Annotated in this window: 21 protein-coding genes; 16 read left to right on the forward strand and 5 right to left on the reverse strand. The window is 60.6% G+C overall.

Features of this window, described 5'->3' with window-relative positions; genetic code table 11:
* Window positions 1-4: 4 nt before the first annotated feature.
* From ABV589_RS19500 to hisC, 10 genes are all read left to right on the forward strand, one after another.
* Window positions 5-814 carry an ATP-binding cassette domain-containing protein gene (locus ABV589_RS19500; protein ID WP_003221703.1) on the forward strand — a complete coding sequence of 270 codons (810 nt, stop codon included), beginning with the start codon at window positions 5-7 and terminating at the stop codon, window positions 812-814.
* Window positions 814-1611 (forward strand): lipid asymmetry maintenance ABC transporter permease subunit MlaE, encoded by a 798-nt coding sequence (mlaE, locus tag ABV589_RS19505; RefSeq protein WP_003221704.1) that lies wholly within the window; start codon window positions 814-816, stop codon window positions 1609-1611. The genes ABV589_RS19500 and mlaE overlap by 1 nt, the downstream gene beginning before the upstream one ends.
* Window positions 1611-2078, forward strand: coding sequence for an outer membrane lipid asymmetry maintenance protein MlaD (mlaD, locus tag ABV589_RS19510; protein WP_007967220.1), 468 nt, complete (start codon window positions 1611-1613; stop codon window positions 2076-2078). The genes mlaE and mlaD overlap by 1 nt, the downstream gene beginning before the upstream one ends.
* An 11-nt stretch (window positions 2079-2089) precedes the next feature.
* Window positions 2090-2743: a phospholipid-binding protein MlaC gene (locus ABV589_RS19515; RefSeq protein ID WP_007967223.1), complete on the forward strand. Its 654-nt coding sequence runs from the start codon at window positions 2090-2092 to the stop codon at window positions 2741-2743.
* Window positions 2740-3045, forward strand: a complete 306-nt coding sequence (locus ABV589_RS19520; RefSeq protein ID WP_025109450.1) for an STAS domain-containing protein — start codon at window positions 2740-2742, stop codon at window positions 3043-3045. Before ABV589_RS19515 ends, ABV589_RS19520 begins: the two co-directional genes overlap by 4 nt.
* 116 nt (window positions 3046-3161) lie before the next feature.
* Window positions 3162-3401, forward strand: coding sequence for a BolA family protein (locus ABV589_RS19525; RefSeq protein WP_007953556.1), 240 nt, complete (start codon window positions 3162-3164; stop codon window positions 3399-3401).
* A 22-nt stretch (window positions 3402-3423) separates the two neighbouring features.
* Window positions 3424-4689 carry a UDP-N-acetylglucosamine 1-carboxyvinyltransferase gene (murA, locus tag ABV589_RS19530; RefSeq protein ID WP_047291321.1) on the forward strand — a complete coding sequence of 422 codons (1266 nt, stop codon included), beginning with the start codon at window positions 3424-3426 and terminating at the stop codon, window positions 4687-4689.
* A 126-nt stretch (window positions 4690-4815) separates the two neighbouring features.
* On the forward strand, window positions 4816-5451 hold the full coding sequence (hisG, locus tag ABV589_RS19535) for an ATP phosphoribosyltransferase (RefSeq protein ID WP_007967226.1): 636 nt from the start codon (window positions 4816-4818) through the stop codon (window positions 5449-5451).
* A 125-nt stretch (window positions 5452-5576) separates the two neighbouring features.
* Complete coding sequence (hisD, locus tag ABV589_RS19540) at window positions 5577-6914, forward strand: histidinol dehydrogenase (RefSeq protein WP_007967227.1); 1338 nt, start codon at window positions 5577-5579, stop codon at window positions 6912-6914.
* Window positions 6915-6916: 2 nt separating this feature from the next.
* Window positions 6917-7969 (forward strand): histidinol-phosphate transaminase, encoded by a 1053-nt coding sequence (gene hisC / locus ABV589_RS19545; RefSeq protein ID WP_367083124.1) that lies wholly within the window; start codon window positions 6917-6919, stop codon window positions 7967-7969.
* 122 nt (window positions 7970-8091) lie between these two features.
* Here hisC and algW read toward each other — a convergent pair whose 3' ends face one another.
* Window positions 8092-9246 (reverse strand): Do family serine endopeptidase AlgW, encoded by a 1155-nt coding sequence (gene algW / locus ABV589_RS19550; RefSeq protein ID WP_367083126.1) that lies wholly within the window; start codon window positions 9244-9246, stop codon window positions 8092-8094.
* A gap of 103 nt (window positions 9247-9349) precedes the next feature.
* Between algW and ABV589_RS19555 the strand changes: the two genes are divergently transcribed.
* The 3 genes from ABV589_RS19555 (at window position 9350) to cysN (ending at window position 13197) form a co-directional block, all read left to right on the forward strand.
* Entirely contained in the window at window positions 9350-10108 is a 759-nt protein-coding gene (locus tag ABV589_RS19555; RefSeq protein WP_003221714.1) for a Nif3-like dinuclear metal center hexameric protein, read from the forward strand.
* 263 nt (window positions 10109-10371) lie between these two features.
* Window positions 10372-11289, forward strand: a complete 918-nt coding sequence (gene cysD, locus ABV589_RS19560) for a sulfate adenylyltransferase subunit CysD (protein ID WP_007912374.1) — start codon at window positions 10372-10374, stop codon at window positions 11287-11289.
* Window positions 11290-11298: 9 nt separating this feature from the next.
* Window positions 11299-13197 (forward strand): sulfate adenylyltransferase subunit CysN, encoded by a 1899-nt coding sequence (cysN, locus tag ABV589_RS19565; RefSeq protein ID WP_367083128.1) that lies wholly within the window; start codon window positions 11299-11301, stop codon window positions 13195-13197.
* Window positions 13198-13959: 762 nt separating this feature from the next.
* Here cysN and ABV589_RS19570 read toward each other — a convergent pair.
* Genes ABV589_RS19570 through ABV589_RS19580 form a run of 3 tightly spaced genes read right to left on the reverse strand, consistent with a single transcriptional unit; the run spans window position 13960 to window position 17352 of the window.
* Window positions 13960-14865, reverse strand: a complete 906-nt coding sequence (locus tag ABV589_RS19570) for an acyltransferase (protein WP_367083129.1) — start codon at window positions 14863-14865, stop codon at window positions 13960-13962.
* Window positions 14866-16965, reverse strand: a complete 2100-nt coding sequence (gene pta, locus ABV589_RS19575) for a phosphate acetyltransferase (RefSeq protein ID WP_367083131.1) — start codon at window positions 16963-16965, stop codon at window positions 14866-14868.
* A gap of 60 nt (window positions 16966-17025) precedes the next feature.
* Window positions 17026-17352: a DUF3565 domain-containing protein gene (locus ABV589_RS19580; protein WP_367083133.1), complete on the reverse strand. Its 327-nt coding sequence runs from the start codon at window positions 17350-17352 to the stop codon at window positions 17026-17028.
* Here ABV589_RS19580 and ABV589_RS19585 point away from each other — a divergent pair.
* The 3 genes from ABV589_RS19585 to ABV589_RS19595 all read left to right on the forward strand — a co-directional run bounded on the left by ABV589_RS19585 (window position 17321) and on the right by ABV589_RS19595 (window position 19682).
* Entirely contained in the window at window positions 17321-17806 is a 486-nt protein-coding gene (locus tag ABV589_RS19585) for a peptidylprolyl isomerase (protein ID WP_367083135.1), read from the forward strand. The two genes, ABV589_RS19580 and ABV589_RS19585, sit on opposite strands and share 32 nt — an antisense overlap.
* Window positions 17807-17928: 122 nt before the next feature.
* Entirely contained in the window at window positions 17929-18411 is a 483-nt protein-coding gene (locus tag ABV589_RS19590; protein WP_367083137.1) for a glutathione peroxidase, read from the forward strand.
* A 167-nt stretch (window positions 18412-18578) separates the two neighbouring features.
* A complete protein-coding gene (locus ABV589_RS19595; protein ID WP_367083138.1) occupies window positions 18579-19682 on the forward strand; it encodes an NADH:flavin oxidoreductase in 1104 nt (367 codons plus the stop codon).
* A 135-nt stretch (window positions 19683-19817) separates the two neighbouring features.
* Here ABV589_RS19595 and ABV589_RS19600 read toward each other — a convergent pair whose 3' ends face one another.
* On the reverse strand, window positions 19818-21017 hold the full coding sequence (locus tag ABV589_RS19600; RefSeq protein WP_367083139.1) for a glycosyltransferase family 1 protein: 1200 nt from the start codon (window positions 21015-21017) through the stop codon (window positions 19818-19820).
* Window positions 21018-21066: the final 49 nt, after the last annotated feature.

Below are 21066 nucleotides of genomic sequence, written 5' to 3' on the forward strand. Positions count from 1 at the left end.
TTAGATGAGTGCCGATAACGCCTACGCGGTCGAGCTGAAGGGAGTCTCCTTCAAGCGCGGTGCGCGCAGCATTTTCAATAACGTCGATATTCGCATCCCGCGTGGCAAGGTTACCGGCATCATGGGACCTTCCGGGTGCGGCAAGACCACTTTGTTGCGCTTGATGGGTGCGCAGTTGCGTCCTTCCAGCGGCGAAGTCTGGGTCAACGGCCAGAACCTGCCGACACTGTCGCGCAGTGATCTGTTCGATGCGCGCAAGCACATGGGTGTGCTGTTTCAGAGCGGCGCGCTGTTCACCGATCTCGATGTCTTCGAGAACGTCGCGTTCCCCCTGCGCGTTCATACCCAATTGCCGGATGAAATGATCCGCGACATCGTCCTGCTCAAATTGCAGGCGGTCGGCTTGCGCGGTGCCATCGAGTTGATGCCCGACGAGCTGTCCGGCGGCATGAAGCGCCGGGTGGCGCTGGCCCGGGCGATTGCGCTCGATCCGCAGATTCTCATGTATGACGAGCCTTTCGTCGGCCAGGATCCGATCGCCATGGGCGTGCTGGTACGCCTGATCCGTCTGCTCAACGACGCGTTGGGAATCACCAGTATCGTGGTCTCTCACGATCTGGCCGAAACCGCCAGCATCGCTGACTACATCTATGTAGTGGGTGATGGTCAGGTGCTGGGGCAGGGCACGCCGGACGAATTGATGAATTCGGATGAGCCGCGTATTCGCCAGTTCATGACCGGCAACCCCGATGGCCCGGTGCCGTATCATTTTCCAGCGACGGATTACCGCGCAGATCTTCTGGGGAAGCGCTGATGCGCAGAATTTCATTGATAGAACGCGTGCGCCGGTTCGGCGAGGCGGCGATCGACGCCGTCGCGGTGTTCGGTCGCGCGACCCTGTTCCTGTTTCACGCCCTGCTCGGTCGCGGCGGCATCAGCGGCGGATTCGGTCTGCTGGTCAAGCAACTGCATTCGGTTGGCGTGATGTCGCTGGTGATCATCGTCGTGTCGGGGATTTTCATCGGTATGGTGCTGGCGCTGCAGGGCTTCAGTATTCTGTCGAGCTACGGTTCGGAGCAGGCCGTGGGGCAGATGGTCGCCCTGACGTTGCTGCGTGAACTGGGACCGGTGGTGACGGCGTTGCTGTTTGCCGGGCGTGCCGGTTCGGCGCTGACCGCGGAAATCGGCAACATGAAGTCCACCGAACAGCTTTCCAGCCTGGAAATGATCGGTGTCGATCCGCTCAAATACATTATTGCCCCGCGTCTGTGGGCCGGTTTCATTTCCCTGCCGGTACTGGCGATGATTTTCAGCGTGGTGGGGATCTGGGGCGGTTCGTGGGTGGCTGTCGACTGGCTTGGCGTGTATGAAGGCTCCTACTGGGCGAACATGCAGAACAGCGTGAACTTCACCAGCGATGTGCTCAACGGCGTCATCAAAAGTATCGTTTTCGCCTTCGTCGTGACCTGGATTGCCGTTTTCCAAGGCTATGACTGTGAGCCCACTTCCGAGGGCATCAGTCGCGCCACTACCAAGACCGTGGTATTCGCCTCGCTGGCAGTACTGGGCCTGGACTTTATTCTGACCGCTTTGATGTTTGGAGATTTCTGATGCAAAACCGCACCCTGGAAATCGGTGTCGGCCTGTTCCTGCTGGCAGGGATCCTGGCTTTGTTGCTGCTTGCTCTGCGGGTCAGTGGCCTGTCTCCGACTTCGACCACCGACACCTATAAACTGTATGCCTACTTCGACAATATCGCCGGTTTGACGGTCAGAGCCAAAGTGACCATGGCCGGTGTGACCATTGGCAAGGTCACGGCCATCGATCTGGATCGCGACAGCTTCACCGGTCGGGTAACCCTGCAAGTGGATAAAAAGGTCGACAACCTGCCGACCGACTCCACAGCGTCTATCCTGACCGCTGGCCTGTTGGGCGAGAAGTACATCGGTATCAGCGTGGGCGGGGAAGACACCCGTCTGAAGGATGGTGGAACCATCCACGACACGCAGTCGTCTCTGGTACTGGAAGACCTGATCGGTAAATTCCTGCTCAATACCGTTAGCAAAGACGCCAAATGAGGAGCTTTTGAATGATCTCTACCTTGCGACGTGGCCTGTTGGTGTTGCTCGCGGCCCTGCCACTGCTGGCTAACGCTGCGCCTGGACAGTCGGCACACGACCTGATTCAGGACACCACGAACCGGATGCTGGCCGACCTGTCGGCCAATAAAGAAAAGTACAAGCAGGATCCGCAGGATTTCTACACGGCGCTGAACACCATCGTCGGACCTGTGGTGGATGCCGAAGGCATTTCCAAGAGCATCATGACGGTCAAGTACTCGCGCAAGGCCACGCCGGCGCAGATGCAGACCTTCCAGGAAAACTTCAAGCGCGGCCTGTTCCAGTTCTATGGCAATGCCTTGCTCGAATACAACAACCAGGGCATTACCGTTGATCCGGCCAAGGATGAGTCCGGCGATCGCACCAGCGTCGGCATGACCGTCAAGGGCAACAACGGCGCGATCTACCCTGTGCAGTACACGCTGGAGAAGATCAATGGCGAGTGGAAACTGCGCAATGTGATCATCAACGGCATCAACATCGGCAAGCTGTTCCGTGATCAGTTCGCCGACGCAATGCAGCGCAATGGCAACGATCTGGACAAGACCATCAATGGTTGGGCCGGCGAAGTCGCCAAAGCCAAGGAAGAAACCGACAAAGCTGCCGCGAAGCCAGCGCAATGAATGAGGCGGCAGTTCGTATGAGTGACGTCGACGAGCTATTGCTCAGTGGAGTGCTGGATTACCGCACGGGTCCCGACCTGCGCAAGGAAGGCCAGGCGCTGATCAAGTCCAGCAAGGCGGCAGCGCTGGTCATCGATTGTTCGGCAGTGAAGAAGTCCAGCAGCGTCGGTTTGTCCTTGCTGCTGTGCTTCATGCGTGATGCCCAGGCGGCCGGGAAGGCCGTCAGCATCCGCGCGATGCCGGAAGACATGCGCGAAATCGCTCAGGTCAGTGAACTAACCGAGTTGCTGGCGCACCCCTGAACCCGCATCGATAAAGAAGCCCCCCGTCAGAGTCCTGCCAATGCGGGGTTCGCAGGCGCGGGGCTTTTTTGTATGATGTCCGACCCGTGCGCACAGGGCGCCGATTGAGGTTGAGCATGCAGGCCGTAGAAGTGAAGAGCTTCCTTGAAGGAAAGCTGCCAGGAACGCAGGTGGAAGTTGAAGGCGAAGGCTGCAACTTTCAGCTGAACGTGATCAGCGATGAACTGGCGGCATTGAGCCCGGTCAAGCGTCAGCAGAGCATTTATGCCCATTTGAACCCGTGGATCGCCGATGGCAGCATCCACGCGGTCACTATGAAATTTTTCAGCAGCGCGGCCTGGGCCGAGCGCACCTGAGCCCAAGGGCGTCGAGATTCTTATGGATAAATTGATTATTACCGGTGGCGTTCGTCTTGATGGCGAAATCCGTATCTCCGGGGCGAAGAACTCCGCCCTGCCGATTCTGGCCGCCACCCTGCTGTGCGATGGCCCGGTGACCGTCGGCAACCTGCCGCACCTGCACGACATCACCACCATGATTGAGCTGTTCGGTCGCATGGGCATCGAGCCGGTGATCGACGAAAAACTCAGCGTCGAAATCGACCCACGCACCATCAAGACCCTGATCGCGCCGTACGAACTGGTGAAAACCATGCGTGCCTCGATCCTGGTGCTGGGCCCGATGGTTGCGCGTTTCGGTGAAGCCGAAGTCGCCCTGCCTGGCGGTTGCGCCATCGGTTCGCGTCCGGTTGACCTGCACATTCGTGGCCTCGAAGCCATGGGCGCGGTGATCGACGTCGAAGGCGGTTACATCAAGGCCAAGGCGCCTGAAGGCGGCCTGCGCGGCGCCAGCTTCTTCTTCGATACCGTCAGTGTGACCGGTACCGAAAACATCATGATGGCAGCGGCCCTGGCCAAGGGCCGCAGCGTGCTGCAGAACGCTGCGCGTGAGCCTGAAGTGGTTGACCTGGCGAACTTCCTCAACGCCATGGGCGCCAAGGTTTCCGGCGCCGGCACCGACACCATCACCATCGATGGCGTCGAGCGTCTGGGTTCGTGCTTCTACAAAGTCATGCCTGACCGGATCGAAACCGGCACCTACCTGGTGGCCGCTGCGGTCACCGGTGGCCGTGTGAAGGTCAAGGACACCGATCCGACCATCCTCGAAGCCGTTCTGGAAAAGCTCCGTGAAGCCGGCGCCGAAGTCACCAGCGGTGACGACTGGATCGAGCTGAACATGCACGGCAAGCGCCCGAAAGCGGTCAACGTGCGCACCGCGCCGTACCCGGCGTTCCCGACCGACATGCAGGCGCAGTTCATCTCGCTCAACGCCATTGCCGAAGGCACTGGTGCGGTGATCGAGACGATCTTCGAAAACCGTTTCATGCACGTGTACGAACTGCACCGCATGGGCGCCAAGATCCAGGTCGAAGGCAACACTGCGATCGTCACCGGTACTGAAGTCCTGAAGGGCGCGCCAGTGATGGCCACCGACCTGCGTGCTTCGGCCAGCCTGGTGATCTCGGCACTGGTGGCCGAAGGCGACACCCTGATCGACCGCATCTACCACATTGACCGTGGTTACGAGTGCATCGAAGAAAAACTGCAGATGCTGGGCGCCAAGATCCGTCGCGTTCCGGGCTGATTGCTGCACTGGACACAGGGAGGTGTCCACTGAATTCGTTTCGAGTCGAGCCGGTTACCGGCTCGATGTGTGTCCGGCGCCGATTGCGACCGGACATGAGTACCTTGATAAGGACTGACGTTTCCCATGTTGACCATCGCACTGTCCAAGGGCCGCATCCTTGACGACACCCTGCCGCTTCTCGCTGAAGCCGGCATCGTGCCGACCGAGAATCCGGACAAGAGCCGCAAGCTGATCATCCCCACCACTCAGGATGACGTACGTCTGTTGATCGTGCGTGCCACCGACGTGCCGACCTATGTCGAGCATGGCGCGGCCGACCTCGGCGTCGCCGGTAAAGACGTGCTGATGGAATACACCGGCCAGGGCCTGTACGAGCCTCTGGATCTGCAGATTGCCCAGTGCAAGCTGATGACCGCCGGCAAGATCGGCGCGGCCGAGCCCAAGGGCCGTCTGCGCGTGGCGACCAAGTTCGTCAACGTCGCCAAGCGTTACTACGCCGAACAGGGCCGTCAGGTCGACATCATCAAGCTCTACGGCTCGATGGAGCTGGCGCCGCTGATCGGTCTGGCCGACAAGATCATCGACGTGGTCGACACCGGCAACACCCTGCGTGCCAATGGCCTGGAACCTCAGGAACTGATCGCCACGATCAGCTCGCGCCTGGTGGTCAACAAGGCTTCGATGAAGATGCAACACGCCCGAATCCAGGCGTTGATCGATACCCTGCGCAACGCAGTGGAATCGCGACACCGCGGCTGATGTACCTGCGCGACCCCTGGTCGCGCCGTCTATCCGCCTCATAGCCAGAATTCTCAGGTGCCCAAGCGGATCGAATGATAGTTTCGGGCGCCTGAGTTTTTCGCCATTCCTATGAGGCTCTCGCTATGACCGCACCGACTGCAATTCGCCGACTCAACGCTGCTGACCCGGATTTCGCGCATCATCTGGATCATCTGCTGAGCTGGGAAAGTGTGTCTGACGACTCGGTCAATCAGCGCGTGCTGGACATCATCAAGGCGGTGCGCGAGCGCGGTGACGCGGCGCTGGTCGAGTTCACCCAGAAGTTCGACGGCCTCGAAGTCGCCTCGATGGCTGACTTGATCCTGCCGCGCGAGCGCCTGGAACTGGCCCTGACCCGCATCACCGTGGCACAGCGCGAAGCGCTGGAAAAAGCCGCGGCGCGGGTGCGCAGCTACCACGAAAAACAGAAGCAGGACTCCTGGAGCTACACCGAGGCTGACGGCACCGTGCTCGGGCAGAAGGTCACGCCGCTGGATCGCGCTGGCCTCTACGTGCCGGGCGGCAAGGCGTCGTACCCGTCGTCGGTGCTGATGAACGCGATTCCGGCCAAGGTCGCCGGCGTGACCGAAGTGGTCATGGTGGTGCCGACCCCGCGCGGCGAAATCAACGAGCTGGTGCTGGCGGCGGCGTGCATTGCCGGCGTCGACCGGGTGTTCACCATCGGCGGCGCACAAGCGGTTGCTGCACTGGCCTATGGCACTGAAAGCGTGCCGCAGGTGGACAAGGTCGTCGGCCCGGGCAACATCTATGTGGCCACCGCCAAGCGTCACGTGTTCGGTCAGGTCGGCATCGACATGATCGCCGGCCCGTCGGAAATCCTCGTAGTGTGCGACGGTCAGACCGATCCGGACTGGATCGCCATGGACCTGTTCTCCCAGGCCGAACACGACGAAGACGCCCAGGCAATTCTGGTCAGCCCGGATGCCGAATTCCTCGACAAGGTCGCCGCGAGCATCGACAAACTGCTGCCGACCATGGACCGCGCAACCATCATCGAAACCTCGATCAATGGTCGCGGTGCGCTGATCCACGTGCGCGACATGGCGCAAGCCATCGAAGTGGCCAACCGCATTGCCCCGGAACACCTTGAACTGTCGGTCGCCGACCCGCAGGCCTGGTTGCCGCAGATCCGTCACGCCGGCGCGATCTTCATGGGCCGCCACACTTCCGAAGCGCTGGGCGACTACTGCGCCGGCCCGAACCACGTGTTGCCGACGTCCGGCACCGCGCGTTTCTCCTCACCGCTGGGCGTGTACGACTTCCAGAAACGTTCGTCGATCATCTTCTGCTCCGAGGCCGGTGCTTCCGAGCTGGGCAAGACCGCTTCGGTGCTGGCCCGTGGCGAATCCCTCAGCGCGCACGCACGCAGCGCCGAATACCGCATCAAAGACGCAGACTTTCTGCCAGGGCAGGGGGAGTGAACATGAGTAAATTCTGGAGCCCGTTCGTCAAGGATCTGGTGCCGTATGTGCCGGGCGAACAGCCGAAGCTGACCAGACTGGTCAAGCTCAACACCAACGAAAACCCCTACGGCCCGTCGCCAAAAGCCCTGGCGGCGATGCAGACCGAACTCAACGACAATCTGCGCCTGTACCCGGACCCGAACAGCGATCTGCTGAAAACCGCCGTCGCCCACTACTACGGCGTACAGAGCAATCAAGTATTCCTCGGCAACGGCTCGGACGAAGTGCTCGCGCACATCTTCCACGGTCTGTTGCAACACGAGCAGCCGCTGCTGTTTCCGGACATCAGCTATAGCTTCTATCCGGTGTATTGCGGTCTGTACGGTATCCAGTTCGATGCGGTGCCGCTGGACGCGCAGTTCCAGATCAACCCGGCGGACTACGCCAAGCCGAACGGCGGGATCATCTTCCCGAACCCGAACGCACCGACCGGTTGCCTGTTGGCGCTGGAGGCGGTCGAGCAGATCCTCAAGGCCAGCCCGGATTCGGTGGTTGTGGTGGATGAGGCCTACATCGACTTCGGCGGCGAAACCGCGATCAGTCTGGTGGATCGTTATCCGAATCTGCTGGTGACCCAGACGCTGTCCAAGTCCCGTTCGCTGGCAGGCCTGCGCGTCGGTCTGGCGGTGGGGCACCCGGATCTGATCGAAGCGCTGGAGCGGATCAAGAACAGCTTCAACTCCTACCCGCTGGATCGTCTGGCGATTGTCGGGGCTGCGGCGGCGTTCGAGGATCGCGAGTATTTCGACAAGACCTGCCGTCTGGTCATCGAAAGTCGCGAGTGGGTCGTTGCGCAGTTGCAGGCCAAGGGCTTTGAAGTGCTGCCGTCGGCGGCCAACTTCATCTTCGCCCGTCACCCGCAACACGATGCCGCGGGGCTGGCGTCCAAGCTGCGCGAGCAGGGCGTGATCGTGCGTCACTTCAAGCAGGAGCGGATTGCCCAGTTCCTGCGGATTTCGATTGGCACGCCGGAGCAGAACCAGGCGCTGATCGACGGCCTCGGCGACCTGTAGAACACCGCTAAACCTGTGGGAGCGAGCCTGCTCGCGAAAGCGGTCTGTCATTCACCATCATTGTTGACTGTGACGACCTCTTCGCGAGCAGGCTCGCTCCCACATTGATTTGTACTGGCGGCTTACTCTTCTTCTTTCACAGGCGCCGGCGGTGGACGCAGACCGATTTCAGCGGTCAGCTTCAGTTCTTTGCCGTTGCGCATGACCTGAATGGTGACCTTGTCGGTCGGTTTGATCCGCGCCACCTGGTTCATGGACTTGCGGCCATCGCCGGCCGGTTCGCCGTCGATACTCAGAATCACGTCACCCAGTTGCAGGCCGGCCTTCTGTGCCGGGCCATCGCGGAAGATCCCTGCCACGACAATCCCCGGACGCCCGGACAGGCCAAACGACTCGGCCAGTTCCTGGGTCAGCGGCTGCACTTCAATACCGAGCCAGCCACGAATCACCTGACCGTGCTCGATGATCGATTTCATTACTTCCATCGCCAGTTTCACCGGGATCGCAAAACCGATGCCCTGCGAGCCGCCGGACTTGGAGAAGATCGCCGTGTTGATGCCGGTGAGATTGCCGTTGGCATCGACCAGTGCGCCGCCGGAGTTGCCCGGGTTGATCGCCGCGTCGGTCTGGATGAAGTCTTCGTAGTTGTTCAGGCCCAACTGGTTACGCCCGGTGGCGCTGATGATGCCCATGGTCACGGTCTGGCCGACGCCGAATGGGTTGCCGATGGCCAGTGCGACGTCGCCGATGCGGATGCTGTCGGAGCGGCCGACGGTGATCGCCGGGAGACTTTTCAGATCGATCTTCAGCACCGCGAGGTCGGTTTCCGGGTCGCTGCCGATGACGCGGGCGAGGGTTTCGCGACCGTCCTTGAGTGCCACCACGATCTGGTCGGCGCCGGTGGTCACGTGGTTATTGGTCAGAATGTAGCCTTCCGGGCTCATGATCACCCCGGAACCGAGGCTCGATTCCATGCGTTTCTGCTTCGGCGAGTTGTCACCGAAGAAGCGCCGGAACTGCGGGTCTTCAAACAGCGGGTGCGCCGGTTTGTTGATGACCTTGGTGGTGTAAAGGTTGACCACCGAGGGTGCGGCGATGGTCACCGCGTCGGCATAGGACACCGGCCCCTGCTGCACGCTGGTGGTTTGCGGGGCCTGTTGCAGGTTGACATCGAGGCTCGGCAGCCCGACCCACTGCGGGTAACGCTGAATAATCAACAGAGCGATAAGCACACCGGCCAACAGCGGCCAGCCGAAAAAACGCAGCGCCTTGAGCATTAAGCACGTCCTGGAAAAGTTGCAGGCGGGGGCAGACCGCCGATAATGTCGCGCATTATACGAGGCCGCGCGCGCCTCTGAACGGGATATTTAGGAGTCTTTCATGGCCGTCGCCCTCAGCACCCTCGTCGAAGAAGCCGACCGTTACCTCGGCAGTGCAAAAATCGCCGATTATTGCCCCAACGGCCTGCAGGTCGAAGGCCGTCCACAAGTGATGCGCATCGTCAGTGGCGTCACCGCCAGTCAGGCCTTGCTCGATGCCGCAGTCGAAGCCGAGGCCGATCTGGTGCTGGTGCATCACGGCTATTTCTGGAAGGGCGAGAACCCGTGTATCACCGGCATGAAGCAGCGTCGCTTGAAGACTTTGCTCAAGCACGACATCAGTCTGCTCGCCTATCACTTGCCGCTGGATCTGCACCCGGAAGTCGGCAATAACGTGCAGCTGGCGCGTCAGCTGGACATTACCGTTGAAGGGCCACTGGATCCGGACAACCTGAAAATTGTCGGACTGGTTGGCTCGTTGAATGAGCCGATGACCCCGCGTGATTTCGCGCGCAAGGTCCAAGAGGTCATGGGCCGCGAGCCGCTGCTGGTCGAAGGCAGTGCGATGATTCGTCGGGTCGGCTGGTGCACTGGCGGCGGGCAGGGTTATATCGATCAGGGCGTGGCGGCGGGTGTTGATCTGTTCCTCAGCGGTGAAGCCTCCGAGCAGACCTTCCACAGCGCGCGGGAAAACGACATCAGCTTCATCGCCGCCGGTCACCACGCCACCGAGCGCTATGGCGTGCAGGCACTGGGCGACTACCTGGCAAAACGTTTCGCTCTCGAACACATCTTCATCGATTGCCCGAACCCGATCTGACGACTTCCGGCGAACTCGATCTGAAATGCTGCCCTGTAGGAGCTGCCGCAGGCTGCGATCTTTTGACTTTGTCTTTTAAAAGTAAGATCAAGAGATCGCAGCCTGCGGCAGCTCCTACAGGGAAAAATGGGGGCAAACCGGTGGGCATATTGATATGCCCTTTCGATCTAGTAGGCGTCCTGATTAGAAGAGGTCGCTGTGCTAGGATTCCCCGCTCGAACACGGCCCGCTGGCCGTTCATAAGAAAGCTTTCGTGAGTAGCCATGGTCGACAAACTGACGCATCTGAAACAGCTGGAGGCGGAAAGCATCCACATCATCCGCGAGGTGGCCGCCGAGTTCGACAACCCGGTGATGCTGTACTCCATCGGTAAAGACTCCGCCGTGATGCTGCATCTGGCACGCAAGGCGTTCTTCCCGGGCAAACTGCCGTTTCCGGTGATGCACGTCGACACTCGCTGGAAATTCCAGGAGATGTACAAGTTCCGCGACAAGATGGTCGAAGAGCTGGGCCTGGACCTGATCACCCACATCAACCCCGATGGCGTGGCGCAGAACATCAACCCGTTCACCCACGGCAGCGCCAAACACACAGACATCATGAAGACCGAGGGCCTCAAGCAGGCGCTCGACAAGCATGGTTTCGACGCCGCGTTCGGCGGTGCTCGTCGCGATGAAGAGAAATCCCGCGCGAAAGAGCGTGTGTACTCGTTCCGCGACAGCAAGCACCGCTGGGACCCGAAAAACCAGCGCCCTGAGCTGTGGAACGTCTACAACGGCAAGGTCAACAAGGGCGAATCCATTCGGGTGTTCCCGTTGTCGAACTGGACCGAGCTGGACATCTGGCAGTACATCTACCTCGAAGGCATCCCGATCGTGCCGCTGTACTTCGCCGCCGAGCGCGAAGTGATCGAGAAGAACGGCACGCTGATCATGATCGACGACGAGCGTATCCTCGAACACCTGTCCGATGAGGACAAGGCACGCATCGTCAAAAAGAAAGTGCGTTTCCGTACCCTTGGTTGCTACCCGTTGACGGGCGCGGTGGAGTCCGAGGCCGAAAGCCTCACGGACATCATTCAGGAAATGCTCCTGACGCGAACTTCCGAGCGCCAGGGCCGGGTCATCGACCACGATGGCGCAGGCTCGATGGAAGACAAGAAACGTCAGGGTTATTTCTAAGGGGTTGTCATGTCGCACGCATCTGATTTGATCAGCGAGGACATCCTCGCCTACCTGGGCCAGCACGAACGTAAAGAGCTGCTGCGCTTTTTGACCTGCGGTAACGTCGATGACGGCAAGAGCACCCTGATCGGGCGCCTGCTGCACGACTCCAAGATGATCTACGAAGATCACCTGGAAGCCATCACCCGCGATTCGAAGAAAGTCGGCACCACCGGTGACGACATCGACCTGGCGTTGCTGGTCGACGGCCTGCAGGCCGAGCGTGAGCAGGGCATCACCATCGATGTCGCCTACCGCTATTTCTCCACCGCCAAACGCAAATTCATCATCGCCGACACCCCTGGCCATGAGCAGTACACCCGCAACATGGCCACCGGTGCCTCCACCTGTGACCTGGCGATCATTCTGGTCGACGCGCGTTACGGCGTGCAGACCCAGACCCGTCGCCACAGCTTCATCGCCTCCTTGCTGGGTATCAAGCACATCGTTGTCGCCATCAACAAGATGGACCTCAAAGACTTCGATGAAGGCGTGTTCGAGTCGATCAAGGCCGACTACCTGAAGTTCGCCGAAGGCTTGAAGATGAAGCCGACCAGCATGCACTTCGTGCCGATGTCTGCCCTCAAGGGCGACAACGTGGTGAACAAGTCCGAGCGCTCGCCTTGGTACAAAGGTCAGTCGCTGATGGAAATTCTCGAGACCGTGGAAGTGGCGGGCGACCGCAACTTCACCGATCTGCGTTTCCCGGTGCAGTACGTCAACCGCCCGAACCTGAACTTCCGTGGTTTCGCCGGCACGCTGGCCAGCGGCATCGTGCACAAGGGCGACGAAGTGGTCGTTCTGCCGTCGGGCAAGAGCAGCCGCGTCAAATCCATTGTCACCTTCGAAGGTGAGCTGGAGCAGGCCGGCCCGGGTCAAGCGGTGACGCTGACCATGGAAGACGAAATCGACATCTCCCGTGGCGACCTGCTGGTGCATGCCGACAACGTGCCGCCGGTCACCGACAGCTTCGAAGCGATGCTGGTGTGGATGGCTGAAGAGCCGATGCTGCCGGGCAAGAAATACGACATCAAGCGCGCCACCAGTTATGTGCCGGGCTCGATTGCCAGCATCGTCAACAAGGTCGACGTCAACACCCTCGAAGAAGGCCCGGCGAGCGCGTTGCAGCTCAACGAAATCGGCAAGGTGAAGATCGCGCTCGACGCGCCGATCGCCCTCGACGGTTACGACAGCAACCGCACCACTGGCGCGTTCATCGTCATCGATCGTTTGACCAACGGCACCGTCGGCGCCGGCATGATCGTCGCTCAGCCGCTGTCTCACGGTACCGCGACGCATCACGGCAAACTGGCCCACGTTGCCACTCAGGAACGTGCCCAGCGCTTCGGCCAGCAGCCAGCTACCGTGCTGTTCAGCGGTCTGTCGGGCGCGGGCAAGAGCACGCTGGCCTATGCGGTCGAGCGCAAACTGTTCGACATGGGCCGTGCGGTGTTTGTGCTCGATGGTCAGAACCTGCGTCACGACCTGAACAAGGGGCTGCCGCAGGATCGTGCCGGGCGTACCGAGAACTGGCGGCGTGCGGCGCATGTGGCGCGTCAGTTCAACGAGGCTGGTCTGTTGACCCTGGCGGCGTTTGTGGCGCCGAGCGCCGAAGGTCGTGAGCAGGCCAAGGATCTGATCGGCAAGGAGCGTCTGCTGACGGTTTATGTGCAGGCTTCGCCGGCGGTGTGTGGCGAGCGTGATCCGCAGGGCTTGTATGCTGCGGGTGGCGATAATATTCCGGGTGAATCGTTCCCGTATGACGTGCCGCTGAATGCTGATCTGGTGATCGACACGCAGTCGTTGTCGGTGGAAGAGAGCGTGAAGCAAGTGCTGGATCTGCTGCGTCAGCGTGGCGCGATCTAAGCGTTAGCCGGAAATGAAAGGCCCGCGGGTGAGTGATCATCGGCGGGTTTTTTGTTGGCTGCGATTTTTGCGCGAGCTCATTCCACTGTGGGAGCTGGCTTGCCAGCGATGGCGCCCTTATAGGCGACCATGCTCTGTCTGGCTGAGTGAATATCCGTTTCTTCGGGTGCTGCGGCTGGCGGTTTCGCCCTTACGGCGACTCACTTTTTTTACAAACGCCTAAAAAAAGTAAGCAAAAAAACGCTTGCTCCTGCGTTCGGCCCGCTCGCTGGGGCTCGGGGTTCCTTCGCTGCGGGATTGATCCGGGGGGGCAGCGCCTACGGTTTGCTTCGCTGCACCTCCTCTCGCTGTGTTTGGCTGCGCCAAACGGTCGCTGCGCTCCCACCCCCGGATCAATCCCTCCGCTCAGCCTTCCGACGTCGCCCGTGGATCAAGATCAAGATCAAGATCAAGAGCGACAGCCGAGCTTGCGCTCATCCTGGAGTGGGGCGGCATGCGCCGCGTGCGGGTTGTACTTATCTTCCCTGTAGGAGCTGCCGCAGGCTGCGATCTTTGGATCTTTGGATCTTTGGATCTTTGGATCTTGATCTTGATCTTGTGGGAGCGAGCTTGCCAGCGATGGTGGCCTGCGAACCGACCAATCTCCAACTGAACGCACCCAACCCAACTGTAGGAGTGAGCCTGCTCGCGATAGCGGTATGTCATTCAACATTGGAGTGGCTGATCCACCGCTATCGCGAGCAGGCTCACTCCTACAGGGGATTAGCGTTTGTCTGCGAATTCGCGGTGCATCTGTTCCAGCAGCGCATCCTTGTCCTGCCACAGCTGGTTGATCCAGCCCTGGAATTGCAGGCGATATTCGCCGTCCTGGTCGTAGTTCTTGCCAATGAACGCTGGCGGGATCTGCAGCTCTTCAAAGTGCACCACCACGTCGCGCACGTTGCCGCACAGCAGATCCCAGAAACCCGGACGCCCGCCCGGATAGTGGATGGTCACGTTGACGATCGACTCCAGTTGCTCACCCATCGCATCGAGCACGAAGGCGATGCCACCCGCCTTGGGTTTGAGCAGGTATTTGAACGGCGACTGCTGCTGCGCGTGCTTGCCTTCGGTGAAGCGTGTGCCTTCGACGAAGTTGAAAATCCCCACCGGATTGTTGCGGAACTTCGCGCAGGTCTTGCGCGTGGTTTCGAGGTCTTTGCCTTTCTTCTCCGGGTGCTTTTCCAGGTACGCCTTGGAGTAGCGCTTCATGAACGGGAAGCCCAGCGCCCACCAGGCCAGACCGATCACCGGGACCCAGATCAGCTCTTGCTTGAGGAAGAATTTCAGTGGCTGGATCCGCCGGTTGAGCACGTATTGCAGCACCAGAATGTCGACCCAGCTCTGGTGGTTGCTGGTGATCAGGTACGAGTGTTGGTAGTCCAGGCCTTGCAGGCCGCTGATGTGCCAGCGGGTGCGGCGCACCAAGTTCATCCAGGCTTTGTTGTTGCTGATCCAGGCTTCGTGGGTGTGGCGCATCAGCCACAGTGAGGCGCGGCGGGCGAGGTCGAACGGCAGCACTTTGATCAGCGCCACGCAGAACAGGAACGAGCACAGCAGAATCGTATTGAGCGCCAACAGTAGCGCGGCGATCACGCCGCGAATCGGGGCGGGCAGGAAGTCCAGCATTTACACATCCATAGGTCGGTTGGCGGCTTGAATCGCGGTCAGGGCGATGGTGTAGACGATGTCGTCGACCTGCGCGCCGCGCGGCAGATCGTTCACCGGTTTGCGCAGGCCTTGCAGCATCGGGCCGAGGCTGACGCAGTCGGCGCTGCGTTGCACGGCTTTGTGAGTGGTGTTGCCGGTGTTGAGGTCAGGGAATACGAACACCGTGGCGCGACCGGCCACCTGGCTGTTCGGCGCCAGTTGCCGGGCGACGTCTGCGTTGGCGGCGGCGTCGTATTGCAGCGGGCCGTCGATCAGCAGCGAATGCTGTTGCTCGTGGGCGAGCAGGGTGGCTTCGCGGACTTTCTCGACCTCTTCACCCGTGGCCGATTCGCCGCTGGAGTAACTGATCATCGCCACGCGCGGGGTGATGCCGAATGCCGCTGCGGAATCGGCGCTCTGCAGGGCGATCTCCGCCAGTTCGGTGGCGCTCGGGTGCGGGTTCATCACGCAGTCGCCGTAGACCAGCACTTCTTCGGGGAACAGCATGAAAAACACCGACGACACCAGCGTGCAGCCCGGTGCGGTCTTGATCAGTTGCAGCGCCGGGCGGATGGTGTTGGCGGTGGTATTGATCACACCGGAGACCAGGCCATCGACTTCATCCAGCGCGAGCATCATGGTGCCGATCACCACGGTGTCTTCCAGCTGCTGTTCGGCCATCGGCGCGTTGAGGCTCTTGCTCTTGCGCAGGGCGACCATCGGCTCGATATAGCGTTCGCGGATCAGGTCCGGATCGAGAATCTCCAGCCCCGGCGGCAACTCGATGCCCTGAGCGCGGGCCACCGCTTCGACGTCCTCGGGTTTGGCCAGCAGCACGCAACGGGCGATGCCGCGTTCTTGGCAGATCGCCGCCGCTTGCACGGTGAGCGGCTCGCTGCCCTCGGGCAGGACGATGCGTTTGTTCGCCGACTGCGCGCGCTGGATCAGTTGATAACGGAATACCGCTGGCGACAGGCGCATTTCCCGCGGTGTGCCGCAGCGCTGGTGCAGCCACTTGGCGTCGAGATGGCTGGCGACGAAGTCAGTGATGATCTCCGCACGCTCGCGGTCATCGATGGGGATTTCCTTGTTCAGGCCATTGAGCAGATTAGCGGTGTCGTAGGAACCGGTGCTCACCGACAGCACCGGCAGACCGGCCTGCAACGCGCCACGGCACAGGTCCATGATGCGCGGATCGGGCAGGGTATCGCTGGTCAGCAACAGCCCGGCCAGCGGCACGCCGTTCAACGCCGCGAGGCTGACCGCAAGAATGATGTCGTCGCGGTCGCCCGGGGTCACCACCAGCACGCCGGGTTTGAGCAGCTCCACGGTGTTGCGCATGGTACGGGCGCAGATGATGATTTTGGTCATGCGCCGGGTTTCGTAATCGCCGGCGTTGAGCACCTGCGCGCCCATCAGGTCGGCGACGTCGCGGGTGCGCGGTGCGTTGAGTTCGGGCTGGAACGGAATGCAGCCGAGCAGGCGGAAATCACCGCTGCGCAGTAATGGCGAATGCTCCTTGAGGCGCGTGGCGAAAGCATCCATGCTCTCCTCGGTCTTGACCTTGTTGAGGATCACACCGAGGACTTTCGGGTCTTTCGGGCCGCCGAACAATTGCGCCTGCAATTCGACGCGGCCGGAGAGTTCGGCGAGCACTTCATTCTCCGGCGCCGAGACCAGAATCACCTCGGCATCCAGGCTCTTGGCCAGGTGCAGGTTGACCCGCGCGGCGTAACTGGCGCTGCGGGTCGGTACCATGCCTTCGACCACCAGCACGTCCTTACCGATGGCGGCTTGCTGATAGAGGGCGATGATTTCTTCGAGCAGTTCATCGAGCTGGCCGTCGCCGAGCATCCGCTCGACGTGGGCCAGACCCAGTGGTTGCGGCGGTTTCAGGCCGTGGGTGCGCGCCACCAGTTCGGTGGAACGCTCAGGGCCGGTGTCGCCCGGATGCGGCTGGGCAATCGGTTTGAAGAAGCCGACTTTCAGTCCGGCCCGCTCCAGCGTACGCACCAGCCCGAGGCTGATGGAGGTCAGACCCACACCAAAATCGGTGGGCGCGATAAAAAAAGTTTGCATGCGAATTCTCTAAAGTTGCATGGCAATGGTGGCGATCCATACGTGATCGCCTACCGAAATTCAGTCGCCAAGGTTATCGCTAACCGAGCCTTGTGCGCACCAACCGCAGGCAAAGGGTTGGCCTATTTTTTCAATACGTTGCGCCGGATCAAGAACCCAGGCCCGCGATTGCCACGGCGGCTGGTGACGCAGGTGCTGGGTGTGGCCACAGGAAAGCTCGGCCACCCAGTGACCGTCTTCATCCTGATGGAAGCCGGTGATCGTCGATTCCCGTTTGTCCGGGTTGTGTTCGCTTTCGCGCGATTGCTTCGCTAAACTTGGCCTTTCTATATTCTTCTGCAAAAGGTCTCGCCCCATGCTGATCGCCGCCAATAAGGCTGTCTCCATCGACTATACCCTGACCAACGACGCTGGTGAGGTCATCGACAGCTCCGCCGGCGGCGCTCCGCTGGTCTACCTGCAAGGCGCAGGCAACATCATCCCGGGCCTGGAAAAAGCTCTGGAAGGCAAAGCTGTTGGTGACGAGCTGGAAGTGTCCGTAGAGCCGGAAGACGCTTACGGCGAATATGCCGCTGAACTGGTCAGCACCCTGAGCCGCAGCATGTTCGAAGGCGTTGACGAGCTGGAAGTCGGCATGCAGTTCCACGCTTCGGCGCCGGACGGCCAGATGCAGATCGTGACCATCCGTGACCTGGACGGCGACGACGTCACCGTCGACGGCAACCACCCACTGGCTGGTCAGCGCCTGAACTTCAAAGTGAAGGTCGTTGCTATCCGTGATGCCAGCCAGGAAGAAATCGCTCATGGCCACGTCCATGGCGAAGGTGGCCATCACCACTGATTTTCTGCGCTAAGCTTCGAGTACTGGAGAGGCGCCTGCGGGCGCCTTTTTAGTCCGCGGCTGTCCTTGGCGCTCTCGCCAAGTGGCTGTTTCGAGTAGAACACGGGAATCTGGAGTCCGTCATGAGTGCTTTTCACGACCTTAAGTTGACAGCCCTGGATGGTCAGGAGCTACCGCTGGCGCCTTTCAAGGGCCAAGTCGTGCTGGTGGTCAACGTCGCCTCCAAATGCGGCTTGACCCCACAGTACGCGGCACTGGAAAACCTCTATCAGCAATTCAAGGGCAGGGGCTTCAGTGTGCTGGGCCTGCCGTGCAACCAGTTTGCTGGCCAGGAACCAGGTACCGAACAGGAGATCCAGGAATTCTGCAGCCTGAACTATGGCGTGACGTTCCCGTTGTCGAGCAAGCTTGAAGTCAACGGTCATGATCGCCATCAGCTCTATCGCTTGCTGGCGGGAGAGGGCGCGGAATTTCCCGGTGACATCACCTGGAATTTCGAGAAATTCCTGCTCGGCAAGGACGGCCGGGTGCTCGCGCGATTCTCGCCACGTACGGCGCCGGATGATCCGACCATCGTTCACGCGATTGAAAAAGCGCTGGGTTAAAACGGCAAGATCAAAAGATCGCAGCCTGCGGCAGATCCTACAGAGGACTGCTGACGCTGCGATCTTTTTGTTTCTAACCCTTGATCACCCAAATCAATAATGCTGTTCAAGGCTTGCAACTCTCCATATTATCGCCGTCATAAAGTCATTCCCTGTGGAGCCTTCCCATGCCGGTGCAAGCCCTGTTCAAACCGTTCCACCTCGGTGCCCTCGAACTGCCGACCCGCGTGGTCATGGCGCCGATGACCCGCTCGTTTTCCCCGGGTGGCGTACCCAATTCCAAAGTGATCGAGTACTACCGTCGCCGTGCTGCGGCCGGTGTCGGCCTGATCATCACCGAAGGCACCACGGTCGGTCACAAGGCTTCCAACGGTTACCCGAACGTGCCGCAGTTTTTCGGTGAAGCGCCACTGGCTGGCTGGAAAAAAGTCGTCGACGCGGTGCATGCCGAGGGCGGCAAGATTGTTCCGCAACTGTGGCATGTCGGCAGCGTGCGCCGCATCGGCACTGAACCGGACGCCAGCGTGCCGGCTTACGGTCCGACGGAAAAACTCAAGGACGGCCAAGTCGTGGTGCACGGCATGACCAAACAGGACATTCAGGACGTGATCGCCGCGTTCGCCCAGGCGGCCAAAGATGCCAAAAGCATCGGCATGGACGGCGTGGAAATTCACGGTGCCCACGGATACCTGATCGACCAGTTCTTCTGGGAAGGCAGCAACCAGCGCAGCGACGAATACGGCGGCAGCCTGGCCAACCGTTCGCGCTTCGCCATCGAGCTGATTCAAGCGGTGCGGGCGGCGGTCGGTGAAGGTTTCCCGATCATCTTCCGTTTCTCGCAGTGGAAGCAGCAGGATTACACCGCGCGTCTGGTGCAGACCCCAGAAGTGCTGGGCGAATTCCTCAAGCCGCTGGCCGATGCCGGTGTGGACATTTTCCACTGCTCGACGCGGCGTTTCTGGGAGCCCGAGTTCGACGGTTCCGAGCTGAACCTGGCCGGCTGGACGCGCAAACTGACCGGCAAACCGACCATCACTGTGGGCAGCGTCGGTCTGGACGGCGAGTTCCTGCAGTTCATGGTCAACACCGACAAGGTCGCGCAACCGGCGAGCCTGGAGAAACTGCTGGAGCGTCTGAACAACGACGAGTTCGATCTGGTGGCAGTGGGCCGTGCGCTGCTGGTGGATCCGGACTGGGCGCTGAAAGTGCGCGAAGGGCGTGAGCAGGACATTCTGCCGTTCAGCCGTGAGGCGTTGATGACGCTGGTTTAAGCGGCGCTCTCACTGACGCTATCGCTGGCAAGCCAGCTCCCACAGGTTTTGCGGGTGTTCACAAAAAATGTGTTCACCGCAGCCCCTTGTGGGAGCTGGCTTGCCAGCGATAGCGGCTTCAAAGTCAGCCAGGATTCAGGGCAATGTCTGCGCATTCGGCACCACCTGCTCCCGCACACACGCCCCACGCAAATGCTTTTCAAATTGCTCGATGATCGCCGCCCACCCCTGACGACTGGCATGCTGGCGCGCATTCAGACGCACGCAGCGCAACGTCTCATCCTCTTCCAGCAACCACGCCGCCGCATCGCAGAACGCCTCTTCATCACCCGGCATCGCCAACACGCCGTTGTAGCCGTGGCGAATGTGCTGCGCCGCCGCAGCCTGATCGTAAGCCACCACCCCCAGCCCTGAAGCCAGGGCTTCAAGCACCACGTTGCCGAAGGTTTCGGTCATGCTCGGGAACAGAAAAATGTCGCCGGACGCATAGTGCGCCGCCAGCGCTTCACCGCGTTGTGAGCCACAGAAGATCGCTTGCGGGAGATCCTTTTCCAGCGCAAGCCGTTGCGGTCCGTCGCCCACCACGATCAGCTTCAGGTTGCGCTGTGGATAAGTCCGGCAGAGTTTGTCGAAGCAGCGCTTGAGCAGGCCGAGGTTCTTTTCCGGAGCCAGACGTCCTACATGAATCACCGCGATGTCCTGCTCACTCAGGCCCCATTGCTCACGTAGTCCGTTCAACCGCTTGGCCGGATGAAACAACTGGCTGTCCACGCCTCGGGAGAGCAGGGCGAGACGGTCGAAGTGCCGGCGCTCCAGTTCCAGGCGCTGGCTGACACTGGGCACCAGGGTCATCACCGAGCGGTTGTGGAACCAGCGCAGATAATGGGTCAGCAAGCGCGTCAGCAAACTCAGCCCATATTGATTGGTGTATTGCTGGAAATTGGTGTGAAAGCCGCTGACCACCGAGATCCCCAAGCGTCGCGCCGCACGCAACGCCGACAAGCCGAGCGGGCCTTCGGTGGCGATGTACAAAACGTCCGGGCGGTGACGCTTCCAGCGCCGTAGCAGCTTGTGCATCGACGACTGACCCCATTGCAGTCCGGGGTATCCCGGTAACGGCCAGCCCCGGCACAACAGCAAGGCATCGTCCTCGACACGCTGCGGATCCCCCGCCTGGCGCGGTCGCACCAGTTCCACCTGATGCCCACGCGCGCGCAAGCCATCGCACAAGCGACCAAGGGTATTGGCCACCCCGTTGATTTCCGGTGGGAAGGTTTCGCTGATCAGGGTGATATGCAGAGCTGTCGTCATGACCTCAGTGTCGGCTGAGGCCATGTCGCGCTTGTGACGTTCGGATGATGGATTTGTGACTGGCTGTTTGGGA

Origin of the sequence: Pseudomonas sp. HOU2 (genome assembly GCF_040729435.1) — a bacterium.
GTDB lineage: Bacteria > Pseudomonadota > Gammaproteobacteria > Pseudomonadales > Pseudomonadaceae > Aquipseudomonas.

Coding starts and splice junctions, on each gene's coding strand:
- ABV589_RS19500 (WP_003221703.1), top strand. CDS start 5: ATGAGTGCCGATAACGCCTACGCGGTCGAGCTGAAGGGAGTCTCCTTC.
- mlaE (WP_003221704.1), top strand. CDS start 814: ATGCGCAGAATTTCATTGATAGAACGCGTGCGCCGGTTCGGCGAGGCG.
- mlaD (WP_007967220.1), top strand. CDS start 1,611: ATGCAAAACCGCACCCTGGAAATCGGTGTCGGCCTGTTCCTGCTGGCA.
- ABV589_RS19515 (WP_007967223.1), top strand. CDS start 2,090: ATGATCTCTACCTTGCGACGTGGCCTGTTGGTGTTGCTCGCGGCCCTG.
- ABV589_RS19520 (WP_025109450.1), top strand. CDS start 2,740: ATGAATGAGGCGGCAGTTCGTATGAGTGACGTCGACGAGCTATTGCTC.
- ABV589_RS19525 (WP_007953556.1), top strand. CDS start 3,162: ATGCAGGCCGTAGAAGTGAAGAGCTTCCTTGAAGGAAAGCTGCCAGGA.
- murA (WP_047291321.1), top strand. CDS start 3,424: ATGGATAAATTGATTATTACCGGTGGCGTTCGTCTTGATGGCGAAATC.
- hisG (WP_007967226.1), top strand. CDS start 4,816: ATGTTGACCATCGCACTGTCCAAGGGCCGCATCCTTGACGACACCCTG.
- hisD (WP_007967227.1), top strand. CDS start 5,577: ATGACCGCACCGACTGCAATTCGCCGACTCAACGCTGCTGACCCGGAT.
- hisC (WP_367083124.1), top strand. CDS start 6,917: ATGAGTAAATTCTGGAGCCCGTTCGTCAAGGATCTGGTGCCGTATGTG.
- algW (WP_367083126.1), bottom strand. CDS start 9,246: ATGCTCAAGGCGCTGCGTTTTTTCGGCTGGCCGCTGTTGGCCGGTGTG.
- ABV589_RS19555 (WP_003221714.1), top strand. CDS start 9,350: ATGGCCGTCGCCCTCAGCACCCTCGTCGAAGAAGCCGACCGTTACCTC.
- cysD (WP_007912374.1), top strand. CDS start 10,372: ATGGTCGACAAACTGACGCATCTGAAACAGCTGGAGGCGGAAAGCATC.
- cysN (WP_367083128.1), top strand. CDS start 11,299: ATGTCGCACGCATCTGATTTGATCAGCGAGGACATCCTCGCCTACCTG.
- ABV589_RS19570 (WP_367083129.1), bottom strand. CDS start 14,865: ATGCTGGACTTCCTGCCCGCCCCGATTCGCGGCGTGATCGCCGCGCTA.
- pta (WP_367083131.1), bottom strand. CDS start 16,965: ATGCAAACTTTTTTTATCGCGCCCACCGATTTTGGTGTGGGTCTGACC.
- ABV589_RS19585 (WP_367083135.1), top strand. CDS start 17,321: ATGCTGATCGCCGCCAATAAGGCTGTCTCCATCGACTATACCCTGACC.
- ABV589_RS19580 (WP_367083133.1), bottom strand. CDS start 17,352: ATGGAGACAGCCTTATTGGCGGCGATCAGCATGGGGCGAGACCTTTTG.
- ABV589_RS19590 (WP_367083137.1), top strand. CDS start 17,929: ATGAGTGCTTTTCACGACCTTAAGTTGACAGCCCTGGATGGTCAGGAG.
- ABV589_RS19595 (WP_367083138.1), top strand. CDS start 18,579: ATGCCGGTGCAAGCCCTGTTCAAACCGTTCCACCTCGGTGCCCTCGAA.
- ABV589_RS19600 (WP_367083139.1), bottom strand. CDS start 21,017: ATGGCCTCAGCCGACACTGAGGTCATGACGACAGCTCTGCATATCACC.